The sequence below is a fragment of the Bradyrhizobium sp. 4 genome, from assembly GCF_023100905.1.
GTDB lineage: Bacteria > Pseudomonadota > Alphaproteobacteria > Rhizobiales > Xanthobacteraceae > Bradyrhizobium.
In genome coordinates, this window is record NZ_CP064686.1 from 6,724,923 (window position 1) to 6,740,233 (window position 15,311).

Below are 15,311 nucleotides of genomic sequence, written 5' to 3' on the forward strand. Positions count from 1 at the left end.
GCGCTGTTAACAGGCTTAAGCAAGCGTTACCGGGAACTGCGCCGCCATCCTGTGCGTGCCGCACGGCCGGAACTTCAAATCGGCAGCCGCAACGCCTAAATTCGCACCATGGTTCACGATTCCACCGACAATCCGGACGACGCACGTGCGCGCAAACCCGTGCGCGGCAACGCGCCCGACGTCCCGCCCCAGGAGACGGAAGCGGCGCCGCCCGACCTCGATCCCGCCACAGCAAACGGGGACGACGAGGACGACGCACGGCTGCCGGACATCCTGGAAGAGAGCGGCACGGTCGGCGAAGAGCCGCTGGCGACCGGCCACGAGGCGATCGAACGCGCGGTCCGCCTCGCCCCCACCTCGCCCGGCGTCTACCGCATGCTCAATGGGAATGCCGACGTGCTCTATGTCGGCAAGGCTAAGAACGTCAAAAAGCGCCTGTCGAACTATGCGCGCCAGAGTGCGCCGCAGCCGGCGCGCATCCTGCGCATGATCGCCGCCACCGTGACCGTGGAAATCATCTCGACCCACACCGAGACCGAAGCGCTGCTGCTGGAGGCCAACCTCATCAAGCAGCTTCGGCCGCGCTTCAACGTGCAGCTGCGCGATGACAAGTCGTTTCCCTATATCCTGATCACGGGCGACCATTGGGCGCCGCAGATCCTGAAGCATCGCGGCGCGCAGACGCGGCCCGGTCGCTATTTCGGCCCGTTCGCCTCGGCTGGCGCCGTCAACCGCACCATCACCGCGTTGCAGCGCGCGTTCCTGATCCGCTCCTGCACGGATTCCTTCTTCGAGAGCCGCTCGCGGCCCTGCCTGCTCTACCAGATCCGCCGTTGCGCCGGCCCCTGCACCCGCGAGATCGACTTCCCCGGCTACACGACCCTGGTGCGCGAGGCGAGCGACTTCCTGTCCGGCAGGAGCCATGCGGTGAAACAGGAGCTTGCCGCCGAGATGGAGAAGGCCTCCGGTGAGCTCGAATTCGAGAGCGCCGCGCTCTACCGCGACCGCCTCGCTGCGTTGTCCGCGATCCAGTCGCAGCAGGGCATCAATCCGCGCACGGTGGAAGAAGCCGACGTGTTCGCCATCCACCAGGAGGGCGGCTTCTCATGTGTCGAGGTGTTCTTCTTCCGCACCGGGCAGAACTGGGGCAACCGCGCCTATTTCCCGCGCGCGGAAAAGACGTATACGCCGGAAGAGGTGCTCGGCTCCTTCCTCGCCCAGTTCTATGACGACAAGCCGCCGCCGAGGAACATCCTGCTCTCGCACGAGATCGAGGAGAGCGAGCTGCTCGCCAACGCGCTGTCGATCAAGGCCGGCCGCAAGGTCGAGGTGTCCACGCCGAAGCGCGGCGAGAAGAAGGAGCTCGTCACCCACGCGCTCACCAACGCGCGCGAGGCCCTGGGCCGCAAGCTCGCGGACACCGCGACGCAGAGCCGCCTGCTGGACGCCATGGCCACGACCCTGAGCCTGCCGCATGCGCCGAAGCGGATCGAGGTCTACGACAACAGCCACATCCAGGGCACCAACGCGGTCGGCGCCATGATCGTCGCCGGCCCCGATGGCTTCGTCAAAAACCAGTACCGCAAGTTCAACATCAAGTCGGAAGGGATCACGCCGGGCGACGACTTCGCCATGATGCGCGAAGTGCTGGAGCGCCGCTTCAAGCGCCTGATCAATCCGCCCGAAGAGGGCGCAGCCAAAACCAAGGACGACGACTTCCCGCAATGGCCCGATCTCGTGATCATCGACGGCGGCCGCGGCCAGCTCAACGCGGTCCGGGAGATATTTGCAAATCTCGGCCTGATCCAGGTGGCGCTGATGTCCGTGGCCAAGGGGCCGGACCGGGATGCCGGCCGCGAGACCCTGTTCATGCCGGAGCGCGAGGCGATCAAGCTGGAGCCGCGCGACCCCGTGCTCTATTTCATCCAGCGCCTGCGGGACGAGGCGCACCGCTTCGTCATCGGCTCGCACCGCAAGCTGCGCAAGAAGGACATCCGCGAGGCCGGCTTGCAGGAGATTCCGGGCATCGGCCCGTCACGCAAACGTGCCTTGCTGCATCATTTCGGAACCCTGAAGGAGATCGAACGGGCCTCGATCACCGATCTCGGCAAGGTTCCGGGGGTGAGCGCCGAGAGCGCCCGCAGGATTTTCGAATATTTCCACCCTCAGCCGGGATGAAATAAAAGGGGGCCGCGGTCATATGGTCGTCGCATCCCGCACCCCATTTGGGAGCGGAACGGTTGACCTTCAGGCTGCAGCGGTATTGGTAGGACGGATGAACATCGCCACGACACGAGGGACCACCAGCCGCGCGATGTCCCTCCCGAACATCCTGACCTACGGCCGGATCGCAGCGATCCCGGTCGTGGTCGGGTGCATCTACGCACAGTCGATCATGGACGGTCCGCTGTGGCTGCGCTGGGTTGCGGTCGCCATCTTTATCGCGGCTGCGGTCACTGATTACCTCGACGGCTATTACGCGCGGATATGGAATCAGCAATCGGCGTTCGGCCGCATGCTCGATCCGATCGCCGACAAGCTTCTGGTCGCCTCGTGCCTGCTGATGCTGGCCGCCGACGGCATCATTCACGGCTGGTCGCTGTGGGCCGCCATCGTGATCCTGTGCCGCGAGATCCTGGTCTCGGGCCTGCGCGAATATCTTGCCGCGCTGCGCGTCAGCGTGCCCGTGACCAAGCTTGCGAAGTGGAAGACGACGGTTCAGCTCATCGCCATCGGCTTCCTGCTGGCCGGTCCCGCCGGCGATGAGGTGGTGCCCATGGTCTCCATGACCGGGCTGGCGCTGCTCTGGGCCTCGGCGATCCTCACCATGTACACCGGCTACGACTATTTCGGCGCCGGCATCCATCACCTCATCAAGGAGGATGAGGGATGAAAGTGAAGTACTTCGCCTGGGTGCGCGAGCGCGTCGGCAAGGCCGAGGAGACCATCGAGCCGCCCGCGACCGTGCGCACGGTGGAAGAGCTGATCGCCTGGCTGTCCGGCCAAGGCGAAGCCTACGCCTACGCGTTCGAGAAGCCGAAGGTGATCCGCACCGCGATCGACCATGCCCACGTCAAGTCGGACGCCGCGATCGCGGGCGCTCGCGAGATCGCGTTCTTCCCGCCGATGACCGGCGGCTAGACCATGCCGGTCACCACCTGTCCCGTCACCATTCGTATCCAGCAAGACGATTTCGACATCGCGCGCGAGATCGCGGTGCTGACCGGGAACCGCACCGACATCGGTGCAGTCGTGAGCTTTTCCGGCATCTGCCGCGGTGACGAGGACAGCGCCAAGATCGCCGCGCTCTCGCTCGAGCATTATCCGGGTATGGCCGAGGAAGAGATCAGGCGCCATGCCGACGAGGCCACCTCGCGCTGGCCGCTCAACGGCGTCACGGTGATCCATCGCGTCGGCCGTTTCATGCCCGGCCAGAACATCGTGCTGGTGCTGACCGCCTCGCAGCACCGCCAGGCAGCGTTCCAGGCAGCCGAGTTCCTGATGGATTATCTGAAGACCAACGCGCCGTTCTGGAAGAAGGAAGAGAGCGCCACCGGCACCGGCTGGGTCGAGGCCCAGGCCCGCGACGATGAAGCCGCCGCACGCTGGACCCGATCCTGATGGCAACGACATCCAAAAAGACCGTGCGCGGCCGCGCCGCGCCAAAGCTCGCGAAAGTGGGGCGCGGCGAGCTTCTCACGCTGATCGATTTCGTCCGCTATGCGGTGAGCCGCTTCAATGAGGCCAAGCTCGCCTTTGCCCATGGCACACCCGATCCGGTCGCGGAAGCGGCCTTCCTGGTCTGTGAAGCCCTGCATCTGCATCCCGAGCAGTTCGAGATTTTTGCCAACGCGCGAGTCACGGACGCCGAGGGCAGGACCATCATCGATCTCATCCATCAGCGCGTCACCACCCGCAAACCGGCCGCCTATCTCGTCAACAAGATCTACATGCGCGGCCTGCCGTTCTATGTCGACGAGCGCGTCATCGTTCCCCGCTCCTTTATCGGCGAGCTCTTGGAATCGCATTTCGGCGGCGACGGCGAAGCCGGCTCGCTGATCGACGACCCCAGCGCGGTCGAACGCGTGCTCGATCTCTGCACTGGGTCGGGATGCCTCGCGATCCTCGCGGCGCATCATTTTCCGAATGCCACGATCGACGCCGTCGATATCTCCAAGGGCGCGATCGACGTCGCCAGACGAAATGTCGGCGAATACGGGCTCGATGACCGGATCAGCCTGCATCGCGGCGACCTGTTCGCCCCGCTCGGTGACGCCAAATACGACCTGATCATCACCAACCCGCCTTATGTCGATGCCGAAGGCATGGCGGCGCTGCCGCCGGAGTGCCGGGCCGAGCCGAAGCTCGCCTTTGACGGCGGCGCCGACGGTCTCGACGTGGTGCGCCGGATCCTGCGCGACGCGCCCGGCCATTTGACGCCGGATGGCGGGCTGATCTGCGAGATCGGCCGCGGCCGCGAACTCGTCGACGAGGCCTTTCCTGAACTACCGCTGCTCTGGCTCGACACCGAGGACTCCGAGGGCGAAGTGTTCTGGATCGCGGCAGCCGCTCTCGGCTGATCGACCACGACGGGCAGACCTCGTCGGAACAAGTCAAATACCGCCACGTTCATCCCCCGACGAATTTTCTCGCACTCGGAGGATCACCGCATGCTTGCGCCATCAGGCGAATTGCTGCGCGCCGGCGTCGCGCTCAAGCTCAACCATCTCAAGCGCGCCGCCCAGTCCTATGCCCGTGACCGGAGCAATCAAGCCACGGGGCGCATGACGTCTTACGCGACTGCGGCCGGACTGCTCGCCGTTGCGGGCTTGTTCGTCATCGCAGCCTTCTTTGTCGGCCTGATCGCCCTGTACCGCTGGGTTGCGATCCATTACGGGCAATTCTGGGGATTCGGCGCCGCCGGCGGTGTCCTCCTGGTCCTCGCCGCCGCCTGCGCCGGCGTCGCCATGGCTCAGATGAAGCGCAAGACCAAGCCGATCTTGCCGCTCGCCAGCCGCCTACGGGTGGCGATCGCCACCCCGCGCATCCCGCGCGGAACGGTGAAGCAGGCCGTGAAAGAGGTCGCGACGACAATTCCCCTGGCGCCGCTCGCGGCGGGCGAACGAGGACATGACCGGGGACATGGCGGCAGCACGTGGCCGGCTCGGTCCAACCGGCCCGTGCAACTCGGGCTGATGCTCGCGGCCGTTGGGCTGGTCGGGCTGACGGCAGCTCGCCGGCGGCGTCACGGCCACGGAGCGGATACCTGAAAATGCCTCTGCGGCGCGCCGAGCAATTCGACAGCTGGCTGTTAGTGGCAGCCACGACCGTGTTCGTGCTCACCGCGGAACGGTATTTCCAGGATTCTGGCCTGATCCGGCCGGGACCTCCGCAAGACCACCGCAACGGCGAGGCGAATTCGCCGGAAACGAGCCCGACGGGCGCAGCCTCGCAGCCCGGCCGCGGCCGCCGTGCGAAAAGCCCGTTCGCGATCCCGTGGGCGGGCTGGAAGGACATCCTCTGGCGCACCTATCAGCGCATCGACGAGGATCGCCTGCTCGCGACCGCCGGCGGCGTCGTCTTTTTCGGGCTGCTCGCGATCTTTCCCGCCATCACAGCTCTGGTTTCGTTCTATGGCCTGTTCGCCGATCCCTCGACGATCAGTTCCAACCTGCATTCGCTCGCGATGATGCTGCCCGAGGGCGCGTTCCAGATCGTCGAGGACCAGGTGGCGCGCGTCGTGTCGAACGGCGGCGCCACCCTTGGTGTCACTTTCCTGTTTGGACTCGTGCTCGCGATCTGGAGCGCCAATGCCGGCGTCAAAGCCATCTTCGACGCCCTCAACGTCGCCTATGAGGAGCGTGAAAAGCGCAGCTTCATCCGGCTGAACACGGTTTCGCTGGCCTTCACGGTCGGTGGCATCGTTGCCCTGCTGCTGATGGTGGGCACCGTCGTCGCCTTCCCGCTTGCGCTCAACCACCTCGGCATGGCGCCCGAGAGCAAGCTGATCGTGGCGCTGGCGCGATGGCCGGTACTGTTCGTCATTCTCCTTGCGGCGCTAGCCGTTCTCTACCGCTTCGCGCCCAGCCGCGATGCGCCGCGCTGGCAATGGCTGAGCCCTGGCGCGGTAACGGCCGCGATCCTCTGGATCGCAGGCTCGGCGCTGCTGTCCTGGTATCTCTCGGAATTCGCCAACTACAATGCGACCTACGGCTCGCTCGGCGCTGCGATCGGCTTGATGATGTGGATGTGGATGTCAGCCATCGTCATCATGTTCGGGGCCGAACTGAATTCGGAGATCGAACGGCAGACCCTGCGCGACACGACCGCCGGGGCGCCCAAGCCGCTTGGCACCCGCGAGGCGGTCTCAGCCGACACGGTCGGCGCTGCGGCGCCATCCTGACTCCGAGATCGGGCCGCTATCCCCTCGAATCAACAATGATGTTAAGCTCATGCCGCTTGGGGGAGCATGCGGCGTGACGGGATCGAGACGCCACCCGTGTTTTCCCGGTCAGGCAGTCAGCTCTTGAGGCGTAACGCGCGGCATGATTCGTATTTCGACGATCTTCATCGCCATCTGCATGGTTCTGGTCGCCGCCTCGCTTGGGCTCGTGCTCTATGCGGTCGCCGGCATCAGCGGAACCGAATCCGCGATCGTGGCGCTGACGGCGCTGACCTTCCTGATCCTCTACAATGCAGTGTCGATGCGACTGCGCGACCGCAGCGACGTCGGCGGCCAGATCGCCGATCTTTCGCGCGGCACCGCCGATCTCGCCCGTCAGGTCGCCGAGTTCGGCCGCCGGCTCGCCACGATCGAAGCACGCATCGCCTCTTCCAATTCGGCCAACTCCGACCGCATCCAGTCGGTGGTCGGCGAGATCAACGAGCTCGGCGGACTGGTCAGGCAACTCGCCACCACCGTGTCGGCCCACGAGGATCTGATGGCCGGCAACGCGCCGGTGCCGGCCCCCACGCCGGTCGCAAGGCAGGAGCCGGAGGCGCCGCTCGACCTGATGGCCACCCTTGAGGAGGAGCGGCCGGCTGCTCCTCCCCCGGTTCCCGCGCCGCCGCCGTTGCGGCCGGCAGCACCGGCGATCCAGACCCAGACCGCCAATCCGGTTCAGACCTCCAACGGCCGCAACCAGACCCAATTGCTGGCGACGCTCCGCAACGCGATCGACGAGAACCGCATCGACATCTTTCTCCAGCCGATGGTGTCGCTACCGCAGCGCAAGGTCCGCTTCTACGAGGCGGTGACGCGCCTGCGCGACGAGCGTGACCAGCTGGTCGCGGCGGAGGAGTTCATCAGCATCGCGGAGGCCTCCGGCCTGATCGGGCGCATCGACAACATGGTGATGCTGCGCTGCGTCCAGGTGCTGCGGCGCCTGATGGTACGCAACAAGGAGGTCGGCGTGTTCTGCAACGTCGCGGCTTCCACGCTCGGCAATTCCACGACCTTCGCGCAATACCTCGATTTCCTCGAAGCCAACCGGGCGCTGGCGCCGTCGCTGGTGCTGGAATTCAAGCAATCGACCTTCCGCAATCTCGGTCCGGCCGAGACCGAAAATCTCGCCGCGCTTGCCCAGCGCGGCTTCCGTTTCTCGATCGACCATGTCACCGATTTGCGCATCGAACCGCGCGAGCTCGCCGATCGCGGCGTGCGCTTCATCAAGGTGCCGGCTTCGCTGCTGCTCGACCCCAGGCAGGCTTCGGCCTCGGACATCCACCCTTCCGACCTTTCCGACCTGCTCGGCCGCTTCGGCATTGACCTGATCGCCGAGCGGATCGAGGGCGAGCGCGCCGTGATCGACCTGCTCGATTATGACGTGCGGTTCGGCCAGGGGTTCCTGTTCGCGCCGCCCCGGCCATTGCGGCCGGAGGGGCCATCTGCTACCGCCGCGCCGAACCAGGCACAGGACACTCAGGGATCCAATGGCTCCGGCACACCCAGCTCAAGCGCAACGTCGGCTGCGTCTGCGCCACAGCGCGTCACCGGCAACGCCGCGCTCGCGCGCCGCATCTGATCGGCCGCACGTATCATGACCACGCTGCATTTCGCTGGAAGCCTGCGTGAACTCGTGGCGGGCGTGGATGTCGTGCTCAGCGATATCTGGGGCGTAGTCCATAACGGCCTCGAATCCTTCCCCGAAGCCTGCGAGGCGCTGCATACCTATCGCAGCCGCGGCGGTACGGTCATCCTGATCACCAACGCGCCGCGCCCGGCCGACTCCGTGCAGCGGCAATTGCGCAAGCTTGGCGTGGCCGACGAGACCTATGATGCGATCGTGTCTTCAGGCGACCTGACGCGGCTCTATGTCGCCGACCATCCCGGCCGCAAGATGTTCTGGCTCGGCCCGGAGCGCGACAACTCGATCTACCGCGGCCTCGATGCGGTGATCGCGCCGCTGGAGGAGGCGGATTACATCGTCTGCACCGGTCTCTACGACGACGAGACCGAGACGGCAGAAGACTATCGCGGCATGATGCTCAAGGCGCGCGAGCGCAAGCTGACGCTGGTCTGCGCCAACCCCGACATCGTGGTGGAAAAGGGCGACCGCCTGATCTATTGCGCCGGTGCGATCGCGGAGCTCTATCGCGAGCTCGGCGGCGAGGTGATCTTCTACGGCAAGCCGCACCGGCCGATTTACGAGCGCGCGATGGCGCTCGCCGGTGAACGCCAGGGCCACCAGATCGACCGCAAAAAGGTGCTCGCGATCGGCGATTCCGTCCGGACCGACCTCACCGGCGCGCGCGAGTTCGGCATCGATTGCCTGTTCGTGACCCGCGGCATCCATGCCGAGGAGTTCGAGGGTCTCGACCAACTCGACCCGGCTTCGGTGCTGGAATTGTTCGGCCATCCGCCGAAGGCGCTGATGCGCGAACTGAAGTGGTAGCGAGTTGATCGTCATTCCCGCTTGATATGGGGCATCGATTCCGGAACGACGAACCCGACGCAGAAAGCCCGGGACAATCGCCCGGGCCTTCCGAATTCAACCGATGGCTTCGATCGCGCCTTACGCGCTTGCCATGTCCGGGAAGACCGCCTCGATCTTGGTCTTCAGCGTCGCCGCGTTGAACGGCTTGACGATGTAGTTGTTCACGCCGGCCTTCTTGGCCGCGATCACGTTCTCGGTCTTTGATTCAGCCGTGATCATGATGAAGGGCGTGGTGGCGAGGTTCGGATCTGCGCGCACTTCGCGCAGCAGGTCGTAACCCGTCATCGGCTCCATGTTCCAGTCGGAAATCACGAGCCCGTACTTCTTGCCGCGCATCTTGTTCAGCGCTGCCGAACCGTCGCTTGCATCATCGATATTCTCGAAGCCAAGCTGCTTCAGGAGGTTCCTGATGATACGGATCATGGTGCTGTAGTCGTCAACCACCAGAACCGACATCGACAAATCAACCGCCATCTCGACTCCCCCAACGCAAACCCAGGAAATATTTACGATCGGACCTGCCGGGCCGGAGCCCCGCGGTTCCACGCCCAAGGACTAGCACCAAGGCGTTAAACAGCGCGTTAACTGGGAACGCCCCCGGTGGACTGAAATCGCTTTCGATGCGGCTGCCCCTCCCGCTTGACTTCATCCGGCCCGTCGCGCCACGGTCCCGGCCGGTCCCGCCGGCTTGAGAATTCCCCTGATGGCTCCGCATTTTACCGTTATCCGCGACACCACGCCGGACTCTGCCATTGCAAGGGGTGCCGTGGTCGCGATGGGCAATTTCGACGGCGTTCATCTCGGCCATCGCGCCGTGATCGCCGCAGCCATGGAAATGGGCAGGATCCATGGCCGCCCGGCGCTGGCATTGACCTTCGAGCCGCATCCGCGCCGGTTTTTCAGCCCCAACACCCCGCAATTCCGCCTGACCGACGAGCGGGCCAAGCTGCGGCTTCTGGCCGGCACCGGACTTGACGGCGCCGTGGTCATGACCTTCGACAAGTCCCGCGCCGGGACCAGCGCGCAAGACTTCATTCACCATGACCTGATCGGGCGCCTGGGCATCGGCGGGATCGCAGTCGGCTACGACTTCCACTTCGGCAAGGGTCGGGTCGGCTCGCCGAGCCTCCTCGTCAACGAGGCGCCCCGGCTCGGCATCGAGGTCGACGTGCAGCCGCATGTCGATATCGACGAGCGGCCGGTCTCGTCCAGCGCGATCCGGATCGCGCTCGCCGAAGGCCAACTCGACGAGGCCACGGCCATGCTCGGCGCGCCCTGGTTCATCACCGGCGAGGTCATCCACGGCGAGAAGCGCGGCCGCGACCTCGGTTATCCCACCGCGAACATCCGTCTCGATGCCAATTGCGGCCTCAAGCACGGCATCTATGCGGTGCGGGTCGGCCGCGGCGCGGAGCGGCTGGACGGGGTGGCAAGCTTCGGTCGCCGCCCGACGTTTGATAATGGCGCGCCGCTGCTGGAAATCTTCCTGTTCGACTTCAAGGGCGATCTTTACGGACAGACGCTCGACTGCGCCTTTATCCGCTTCATCCGCGATGAGCTGAAATTCGACAGCCTGGAGGCCCTGATCCGCCAGATGGACGACGATTCCGCCTGCGCCCGCGCCATGCTCGCCGCCGCCCCGGACGCGTTTCCGAGGCTTGGCGTCATCGATTGAGGTCGGAAACCGGCCCGCCGAACCTTTTGCGCTTCCCCCGCCCCCCTGCTATGGAGAGCCCATGTTTGCGCGGCGCATCATAGGGATTAGCGGCCCGGCTTCCGCCTGAGCTTTCGGCTCGGCGCAAGACCGGGATGTTGTCGTTTCACCCGCGATTCCGCATCGCCATCCGTTCCCGCGCCCTTCCGAGCCAGTCAGCCTCATGTCCGACAAGCCACAAAAGTCCCAAAAATCCGAAGCCAAAGACTATTCGAAAACCCTGTTCCTGCCGCAGACCGAATTCCCGATGCGCGCCGGCCTGCCGCAGCGCGAGCCGGAGCTGCTGAAATACTGGAACGACATCGGCCTTTACGACAGACTGCGCCAGGAAGCCCAGGGCCGCGCCAAATTCGTGCTGCATGACGGCCCGCCCTACGCCAATGGCAACATCCATATCGGGCACGCGCTGAACAAGATCCTCAAGGACGTCGTGACCAAGAGCCAGCAGATGCTCGGCTTCGACTCCAACTATGTGCCCGGCTGGGACTGCCACGGCCTGCCGATCGAATGGAAGATCGAGGAAGAGAACTACCGCTCCAAGGGCAAGCAGAAGCCCGACTTCCGCGACTCCGCCGCGATGGTGGCGTTCCGCAAGGAATGTCGCGCCTATGCGACACACTGGATCAACGTGCAGCGCGAGGAATTCAAGCGCCTCGGCATCATCGGCGACTGGGATCATCCTTATCAGACGATGAGCTATCCCGCGGAGGCGCAGATCGCCCGCGAGCTGATGAAGTTCGCCGCCAACGGCACGCTGTATCGCGGCTCCAAGCCGGTGATGTGGAGCGTGGTCGAGAAGACCGCGCTCGCCGAGGCCGAGGTCGAGTACGAGGACTACACCTCCGACATGGTGTGGGTGAAGTTTCCCGTCACGTCCCCGGCACATGGTGCGCTCGCCAATGCTTCGGTCGTGATCTGGACGACCACGCCCTGGACACTGCCCGGCAACCGCGCGATCTCGTTCTCGCCGAAGATCGCCTACGGCCTCTACAAGGTCACGGATGCGGCCGCGGACAATTGGGCGAAGACCGGCGATCTCCTGATCCTGGCTGATGCGCTTGCCGCAGAGGTGTTCAAGCAGGCGCGCGTCACGGCCTATGAGAAGGTGCGCGACATTCCCGGCGACACGCTGGACGCCGTGGAGTGTGCCCATCCCTTGCGCGGCCTCGATGACGGTTACGAGTTTATCGTGCCGCTGCTCGCCGGCGAGCATGTCACCGACGATACAGGCACTGGTTTCGTGCACACCGCGCCGAGCCACGGCCGCGAGGATTTCGACGTCTGGATGGCCAACACCCGCGAGCTCGATGAGCGCGGTATCTCGACCGCGATCCCCTACACTGTCGACGAGAACGGCGCCTATACCGCGCAGGCCCCCGGCTTCACCGGCAAGCGCGTGCTCAACGACAAGGGCGAGAAGGGCGATGCCAACGAGGCCGTGATCAAGGCGTTGATCGAGGCCGGCAAGCTGCTCGCGCGCGGCCGCCTCAAGCACCAATATCCGCATTCATGGCGCTCGAAGAAGCCGGTGATCTTCCGCAATACGCCACAATGGTTCATCGCGATGGACAAGGATGTCAGCGAGAATGGCCACGCCAGGAAGGGCGATACGCTGCGGGCCCGGGCACTGCAGGCGATCTCGGTCACGCAATGGGTGCCGCCGTCGGGCGAGAACCGCATCAACGGCATGATCGCCAATCGTCCGGACTGGGTGATCTCGCGCCAGCGCGCCTGGGGCGTTCCGATCGCCGTGTTCGTGCGCGAGAAGAGCGACGGCTCGGCCGAGATCCTCCAGGACGAGATCGTCAATCAGCGCATCGCCGAGGCCTTCATGGAGGAAGGCGCTGACGCCTGGTACATGGAAGGGGCCCGCGAGCGCTTCCTTGGATCGCGCGCGAAGGAAGACTGGAAGAAGATCGACGACATCTGCGACGTCTGGTTCGATTCCGGCTCCACACATGCTTTCGTGCTCGAGGATCGCCAGAACTTCCCGCAGCTCGGCAACATCGTCCGCAAGGTCGATGGCGGCGACGACACCGTGATGTACCTGGAAGGCAGCGACCAGCATCGCGGCTGGTTTCATTCCTCGCTGCTGGAAAGCGCCGGCACGCGCGGCCGCGCGCCATATGACATCGTGCTCACCCACGGCTTCACGCTCGACGAGAACGGCCGCAAGATGTCGAAGTCGATCGGCAACACCGTTGAGCCTCAGAAGGTGATCAAGGATTCGGGCGCGGATATCCTGCGCCTGTGGGTCTGCGCCACCGACTATGCCGACGACCAACGCATCGGCCCGGAGATCCTGAAGAACACCATCGAGACCTATCGCAAACTGCGCAACACTGTGCGCTGGATGCTGGGAACGCTGGATCACTACAAGCCGGCCGACGCAGTCGCGCCCGCCGACATGCCTGAGCTCGAACGGCTGATGCTGCACGAGCTCGCGGTCCGTGCTGCCGTCGTCCGCAAGGCCTATCAGGAGTTCGACTACAAGACCGTGGTCGCGACCTTGTCCGCCTTCCTGAACAGTGAGCTCTCCGCGTTCTATTTCGACATCCGCAAGGACACGCTGTATTGCGATCCGCCTTCCTCGCCGACGCGCAAGGCGGCGCTGACCACGATCGACCTGTTGTGCAGCTCGATCCTGAAATGGCTGGCGCCGATCCTCAGCTTCACCGCGGAGGAGGCCTGGCGCATGTACAGGCCTGACGCCGAGCCCTCGGTGCACCTGACGCAGTTTCCCGACGACCTCGAAAGCCTGCGCGACGACAAGCTCGCCGCGAAGTGGGAAGCGATCCGCAACGTCCGCCGCGTCGTCACCGGTGCGCTGGAGCTCGAACGCGCCGCCAAGAACATCGGCTCGTCGCTGGAGGCCTCGCCGGTGATCTATGTCGCCGACCGCGACATGCTGGCGACGCTCTTCGACACCGACCTCGCCGAGATCTGCATCACCTCGAACTACGAGGTGCGCGAGGGCGAGGCGCCAGCGTCTGCGTTCCGACTCGATACCGTGCCCGGCGTCGCCGTCGTGGTGGAGAAGGCTGTCGGCACCAAATGCGCCCGTTCCTGGAAGATTTCGCCGACGGTGGGTGAAGACCCCGAATACCCCGACGTCACCCCGCGAGATGCCCAGGCGCTACGCGAATGGAAGGCGCTGGGGGTCAGCATCTAGGTCTCACCGTCGTCCTGGCGAAAGCCAGGACCCATTATCACCGCCGCCAATTGCGACGAAGGCTGATGACCACAAGTCTTTCAAACAACGACCGCCTCGGCGTATGGGTCCTGGCTTTCGCCAGGACGACGACGGAGCGTGTTGTGGCCGACTGCCCATGACCCCGCTCCGCGCGGGCATCCTCGCGGCCCTGGTCACGCTCGTGGCCGACCAGGCCTCAAAGCTCTGGCTGCTGAACGTGTTCGACCTTGCCCGTCGCGGCGCGGTGAGCGTGACGCCGTTCTTCGACCTGGTACTGGCCTGGAACATCGGGATCAGCTTCGGCTGGCTCCAGAACGACGGTCAGGCTGCGCAAATGGCGCTGATGGCCGTGAAGGTCCTCGCGGTGGTTGCGCTGGCGATCTGGATGGCCCGCTCCCACACCCTGCTGGCAACCATCGCGCTCGGCCTGATCATTGGCGGCGCCATCGGCAATGGGATCGATCGCCTCGCCTATGGCGCGGTGGTCGATTTCGCGCTGTTTCACATCAATATCGGCGGAAATACCTATAATTGGTACGTGTTCAACCTCGCGGACGTGGCCATCGTTGCTGGCGTGGCGGCGCTATTGTATGATTCCTTCCTGGGGGTACCCGCCGCAAAAGCGCCCTGATCCCGGCCGATACGGACCGGCAGGCGGAACCTTGCTGTTGCGAGGGATTATGCCGCGCGAGAGCGGCAAACTGCCACATTTTGGAACAGGTACAGTGATGCGCAGCTCGAAGACCAGCGGTTCGATGGTTGAAGACCCCCGGCAGGGGTTCTGGCGGGCGTTGAAATTGTCCGCTGTCGCGCTCGGCATCGGTCTCGTCATGTCGGCTGGCGCCGCCCGCGCCGGTGACGACGGCGAGGACGACGACGACATGACCTTCGAAGAGAAGCTCATCGACAATCTGATGTCGGGCATCGGCGCCAAGAGCATGGAGAAGAAGGGTATCGAATACCGCGAGCGGTCGCCGCTGGTGGTGCCGCCCAAGCTCGACCTGCCGCCACCCGCCGGCGTTGAAGCCAAGAACGCACCGAACTGGCCGAAGGACCCTGACGAGAGACGCCGCAAGGAGGCCATCGCGCAGCGGAAGAAGGCCGTCAAGGCCACCGAGAGCTGGCAGGCAGGCCGGGCGTTGTCGCCCGCCGAGATGGAGGTCGGCAGGACAGCCGCACCCGAGCGCACCAGCAATGATCCTATTCAGCCGGGCACCAACGGCAATCCGTCGCTCAGCCCCGCCCAGCTCGGTTTCACCGGCGGTCTGTGGGGCATGATGTCGAACAACAAAGGCGAGGCCAAGCAATTCACGACCGAGCCGCCGCGCCAGTCGCTGGTCGAGCCGCCGCCGGGCTACCAGACGCCGTCGCCGAGCTACGCCTATGGCGCCGGAGAGGACAAGACACGGCGGACCTATTTCGACATCATGTCCGGCAAGGACAAGGAACAATAGCCTCCTGTCCCTTT

14 protein-coding genes are annotated in these 15,311 nt (G+C 64.9%); 13 read left to right on the forward strand and 1 reads right to left on the reverse strand.

From position 1 onward, the window contains the following. Window positions 1-108: 108 nt before the first annotated feature. The 9 genes from uvrC (at window position 109) to IVB45_RS32220 (ending at window position 8,894) form a co-directional block, all read left to right on the forward strand. Window positions 109-2,178, forward strand: a complete 2,070-nt coding sequence (gene uvrC, locus IVB45_RS32180) for an excinuclease ABC subunit UvrC (RefSeq protein WP_247357965.1) — start codon at window positions 109-111, stop codon at window positions 2,176-2,178. Window positions 2,179-2,275: 97 nt separating this feature from the next. Then, window positions 2,276-2,893, forward strand: coding sequence for a CDP-diacylglycerol--glycerol-3-phosphate 3-phosphatidyltransferase (gene pgsA / locus IVB45_RS32185; RefSeq protein WP_027565390.1), 618 nt, complete (start codon window positions 2,276-2,278; stop codon window positions 2,891-2,893). Beyond that, window positions 2,890-3,141, forward strand: a complete 252-nt coding sequence (gene moaD, locus IVB45_RS32190) for a molybdopterin converting factor subunit 1 (RefSeq protein WP_027565391.1) — start codon at window positions 2,890-2,892, stop codon at window positions 3,139-3,141. Before pgsA ends, moaD begins: the two co-directional genes overlap by 4 nt. A gap of 3 nt (window positions 3,142-3,144) precedes the next feature. After that, a complete protein-coding gene (locus IVB45_RS32195; protein ID WP_007614883.1) occupies window positions 3,145-3,621 on the forward strand; it encodes a molybdenum cofactor biosynthesis protein MoaE in 477 nt (158 codons plus the stop codon). After that, window positions 3,621-4,580, forward strand: a complete 960-nt coding sequence (prmB, locus tag IVB45_RS32200) for a 50S ribosomal protein L3 N(5)-glutamine methyltransferase (RefSeq protein WP_247357964.1) — start codon at window positions 3,621-3,623, stop codon at window positions 4,578-4,580. Before IVB45_RS32195 ends, prmB begins: the two co-directional genes overlap by 1 nt. Window positions 4,581-4,670: 90 nt before the next feature. Then, on the forward strand, window positions 4,671-5,270 hold the full coding sequence (locus IVB45_RS32205) for a phage holin family protein (RefSeq protein WP_247357963.1): 600 nt from the start codon (window positions 4,671-4,673) through the stop codon (window positions 5,268-5,270). A 2-nt stretch (window positions 5,271-5,272) separates the two neighbouring features. Then, entirely contained in the window at window positions 5,273-6,403 is a 1,131-nt protein-coding gene (locus IVB45_RS32210; RefSeq protein WP_247357962.1) for a YihY/virulence factor BrkB family protein, read from the forward strand. 142 nt (window positions 6,404-6,545) lie between these two features. Beyond that, on the forward strand, window positions 6,546-8,024 hold the full coding sequence (locus IVB45_RS32215; RefSeq protein ID WP_247357961.1) for an EAL domain-containing protein: 1,479 nt from the start codon (window positions 6,546-6,548) through the stop codon (window positions 8,022-8,024). Window positions 8,025-8,039: 15 nt separating this feature from the next. After that, a complete protein-coding gene (locus tag IVB45_RS32220) occupies window positions 8,040-8,894 on the forward strand; it encodes a TIGR01459 family HAD-type hydrolase (RefSeq protein WP_247357960.1) in 855 nt (284 codons plus the stop codon). A gap of 120 nt (window positions 8,895-9,014) precedes the next feature. On the opposite strand, the gene IVB45_RS32225 is transcribed toward IVB45_RS32220, so the two are convergent. After that, window positions 9,015-9,410, reverse strand: coding sequence for a response regulator (locus tag IVB45_RS32225; RefSeq protein ID WP_007596883.1), 396 nt, complete (start codon window positions 9,408-9,410; stop codon window positions 9,015-9,017). A 229-nt stretch (window positions 9,411-9,639) separates the two neighbouring features. Here IVB45_RS32225 and IVB45_RS32230 point away from each other — a divergent pair, with 229 nt between their 5' ends. The 4 genes from IVB45_RS32230 to IVB45_RS32245 all read left to right on the forward strand — a co-directional run bounded on the left by IVB45_RS32230 (window position 9,640) and on the right by IVB45_RS32245 (window position 15,297). Next, window positions 9,640-10,611 carry a bifunctional riboflavin kinase/FAD synthetase gene (locus IVB45_RS32230; RefSeq protein WP_247357959.1) on the forward strand — a complete coding sequence of 324 codons (972 nt, stop codon included), beginning with the start codon at window positions 9,640-9,642 and terminating at the stop codon, window positions 10,609-10,611. Window positions 10,612-10,813: 202 nt separating this feature from the next. Further along, window positions 10,814-13,822 carry an isoleucine--tRNA ligase gene (gene ileS / locus IVB45_RS32235; RefSeq protein WP_247357958.1) on the forward strand — a complete coding sequence of 1,003 codons (3,009 nt, stop codon included), beginning with the start codon at window positions 10,814-10,816 and terminating at the stop codon, window positions 13,820-13,822. A 157-nt stretch (window positions 13,823-13,979) separates the two neighbouring features. Continuing rightward, complete coding sequence (gene lspA / locus IVB45_RS32240; RefSeq protein ID WP_247284532.1) at window positions 13,980-14,474, forward strand: signal peptidase II; 495 nt, start codon at window positions 13,980-13,982, stop codon at window positions 14,472-14,474. Window positions 14,475-14,571: 97 nt separating this feature from the next. Continuing rightward, window positions 14,572-15,297, forward strand: coding sequence for a hypothetical protein (locus IVB45_RS32245; RefSeq protein ID WP_027565401.1), 726 nt, complete (start codon window positions 14,572-14,574; stop codon window positions 15,295-15,297). Window positions 15,298-15,311: the final 14 nt, after the last annotated feature.

Excerpts from the sequence above, each read along its gene's own strand:
- uvrC (WP_247357965.1), top strand. The coding sequence starts at position 109 with ATGGTTCACGATTCCACCGACAATCCGGACGACGCACGTGCGCGCAAA.
- pgsA (WP_027565390.1), top strand. The coding sequence starts at position 2,276 with ATGAACATCGCCACGACACGAGGGACCACCAGCCGCGCGATGTCCCTC.
- moaD (WP_027565391.1), top strand. The coding sequence starts at position 2,890 with ATGAAAGTGAAGTACTTCGCCTGGGTGCGCGAGCGCGTCGGCAAGGCC.
- IVB45_RS32195 (WP_007614883.1), top strand. The coding sequence starts at position 3,145 with ATGCCGGTCACCACCTGTCCCGTCACCATTCGTATCCAGCAAGACGAT.
- prmB (WP_247357964.1), top strand. The coding sequence starts at position 3,621 with ATGGCAACGACATCCAAAAAGACCGTGCGCGGCCGCGCCGCGCCAAAG.
- IVB45_RS32205 (WP_247357963.1), top strand. The coding sequence starts at position 4,671 with ATGCTTGCGCCATCAGGCGAATTGCTGCGCGCCGGCGTCGCGCTCAAG.
- IVB45_RS32210 (WP_247357962.1), top strand. The coding sequence starts at position 5,273 with ATGCCTCTGCGGCGCGCCGAGCAATTCGACAGCTGGCTGTTAGTGGCA.
- IVB45_RS32215 (WP_247357961.1), top strand. The coding sequence starts at position 6,546 with ATGATTCGTATTTCGACGATCTTCATCGCCATCTGCATGGTTCTGGTC.
- IVB45_RS32220 (WP_247357960.1), top strand. The coding sequence starts at position 8,040 with ATGACCACGCTGCATTTCGCTGGAAGCCTGCGTGAACTCGTGGCGGGC.
- IVB45_RS32225 (WP_007596883.1), bottom strand. The coding sequence starts at position 9,410 with ATGGCGGTTGATTTGTCGATGTCGGTTCTGGTGGTTGACGACTACAGC.
- IVB45_RS32230 (WP_247357959.1), top strand. The coding sequence starts at position 9,640 with ATGGCTCCGCATTTTACCGTTATCCGCGACACCACGCCGGACTCTGCC.
- ileS (WP_247357958.1), top strand. The coding sequence starts at position 10,814 with ATGTCCGACAAGCCACAAAAGTCCCAAAAATCCGAAGCCAAAGACTAT.
- lspA (WP_247284532.1), top strand. The coding sequence starts at position 13,980 with ATGACCCCGCTCCGCGCGGGCATCCTCGCGGCCCTGGTCACGCTCGTG.
- IVB45_RS32245 (WP_027565401.1), top strand. The coding sequence starts at position 14,572 with ATGCGCAGCTCGAAGACCAGCGGTTCGATGGTTGAAGACCCCCGGCAG.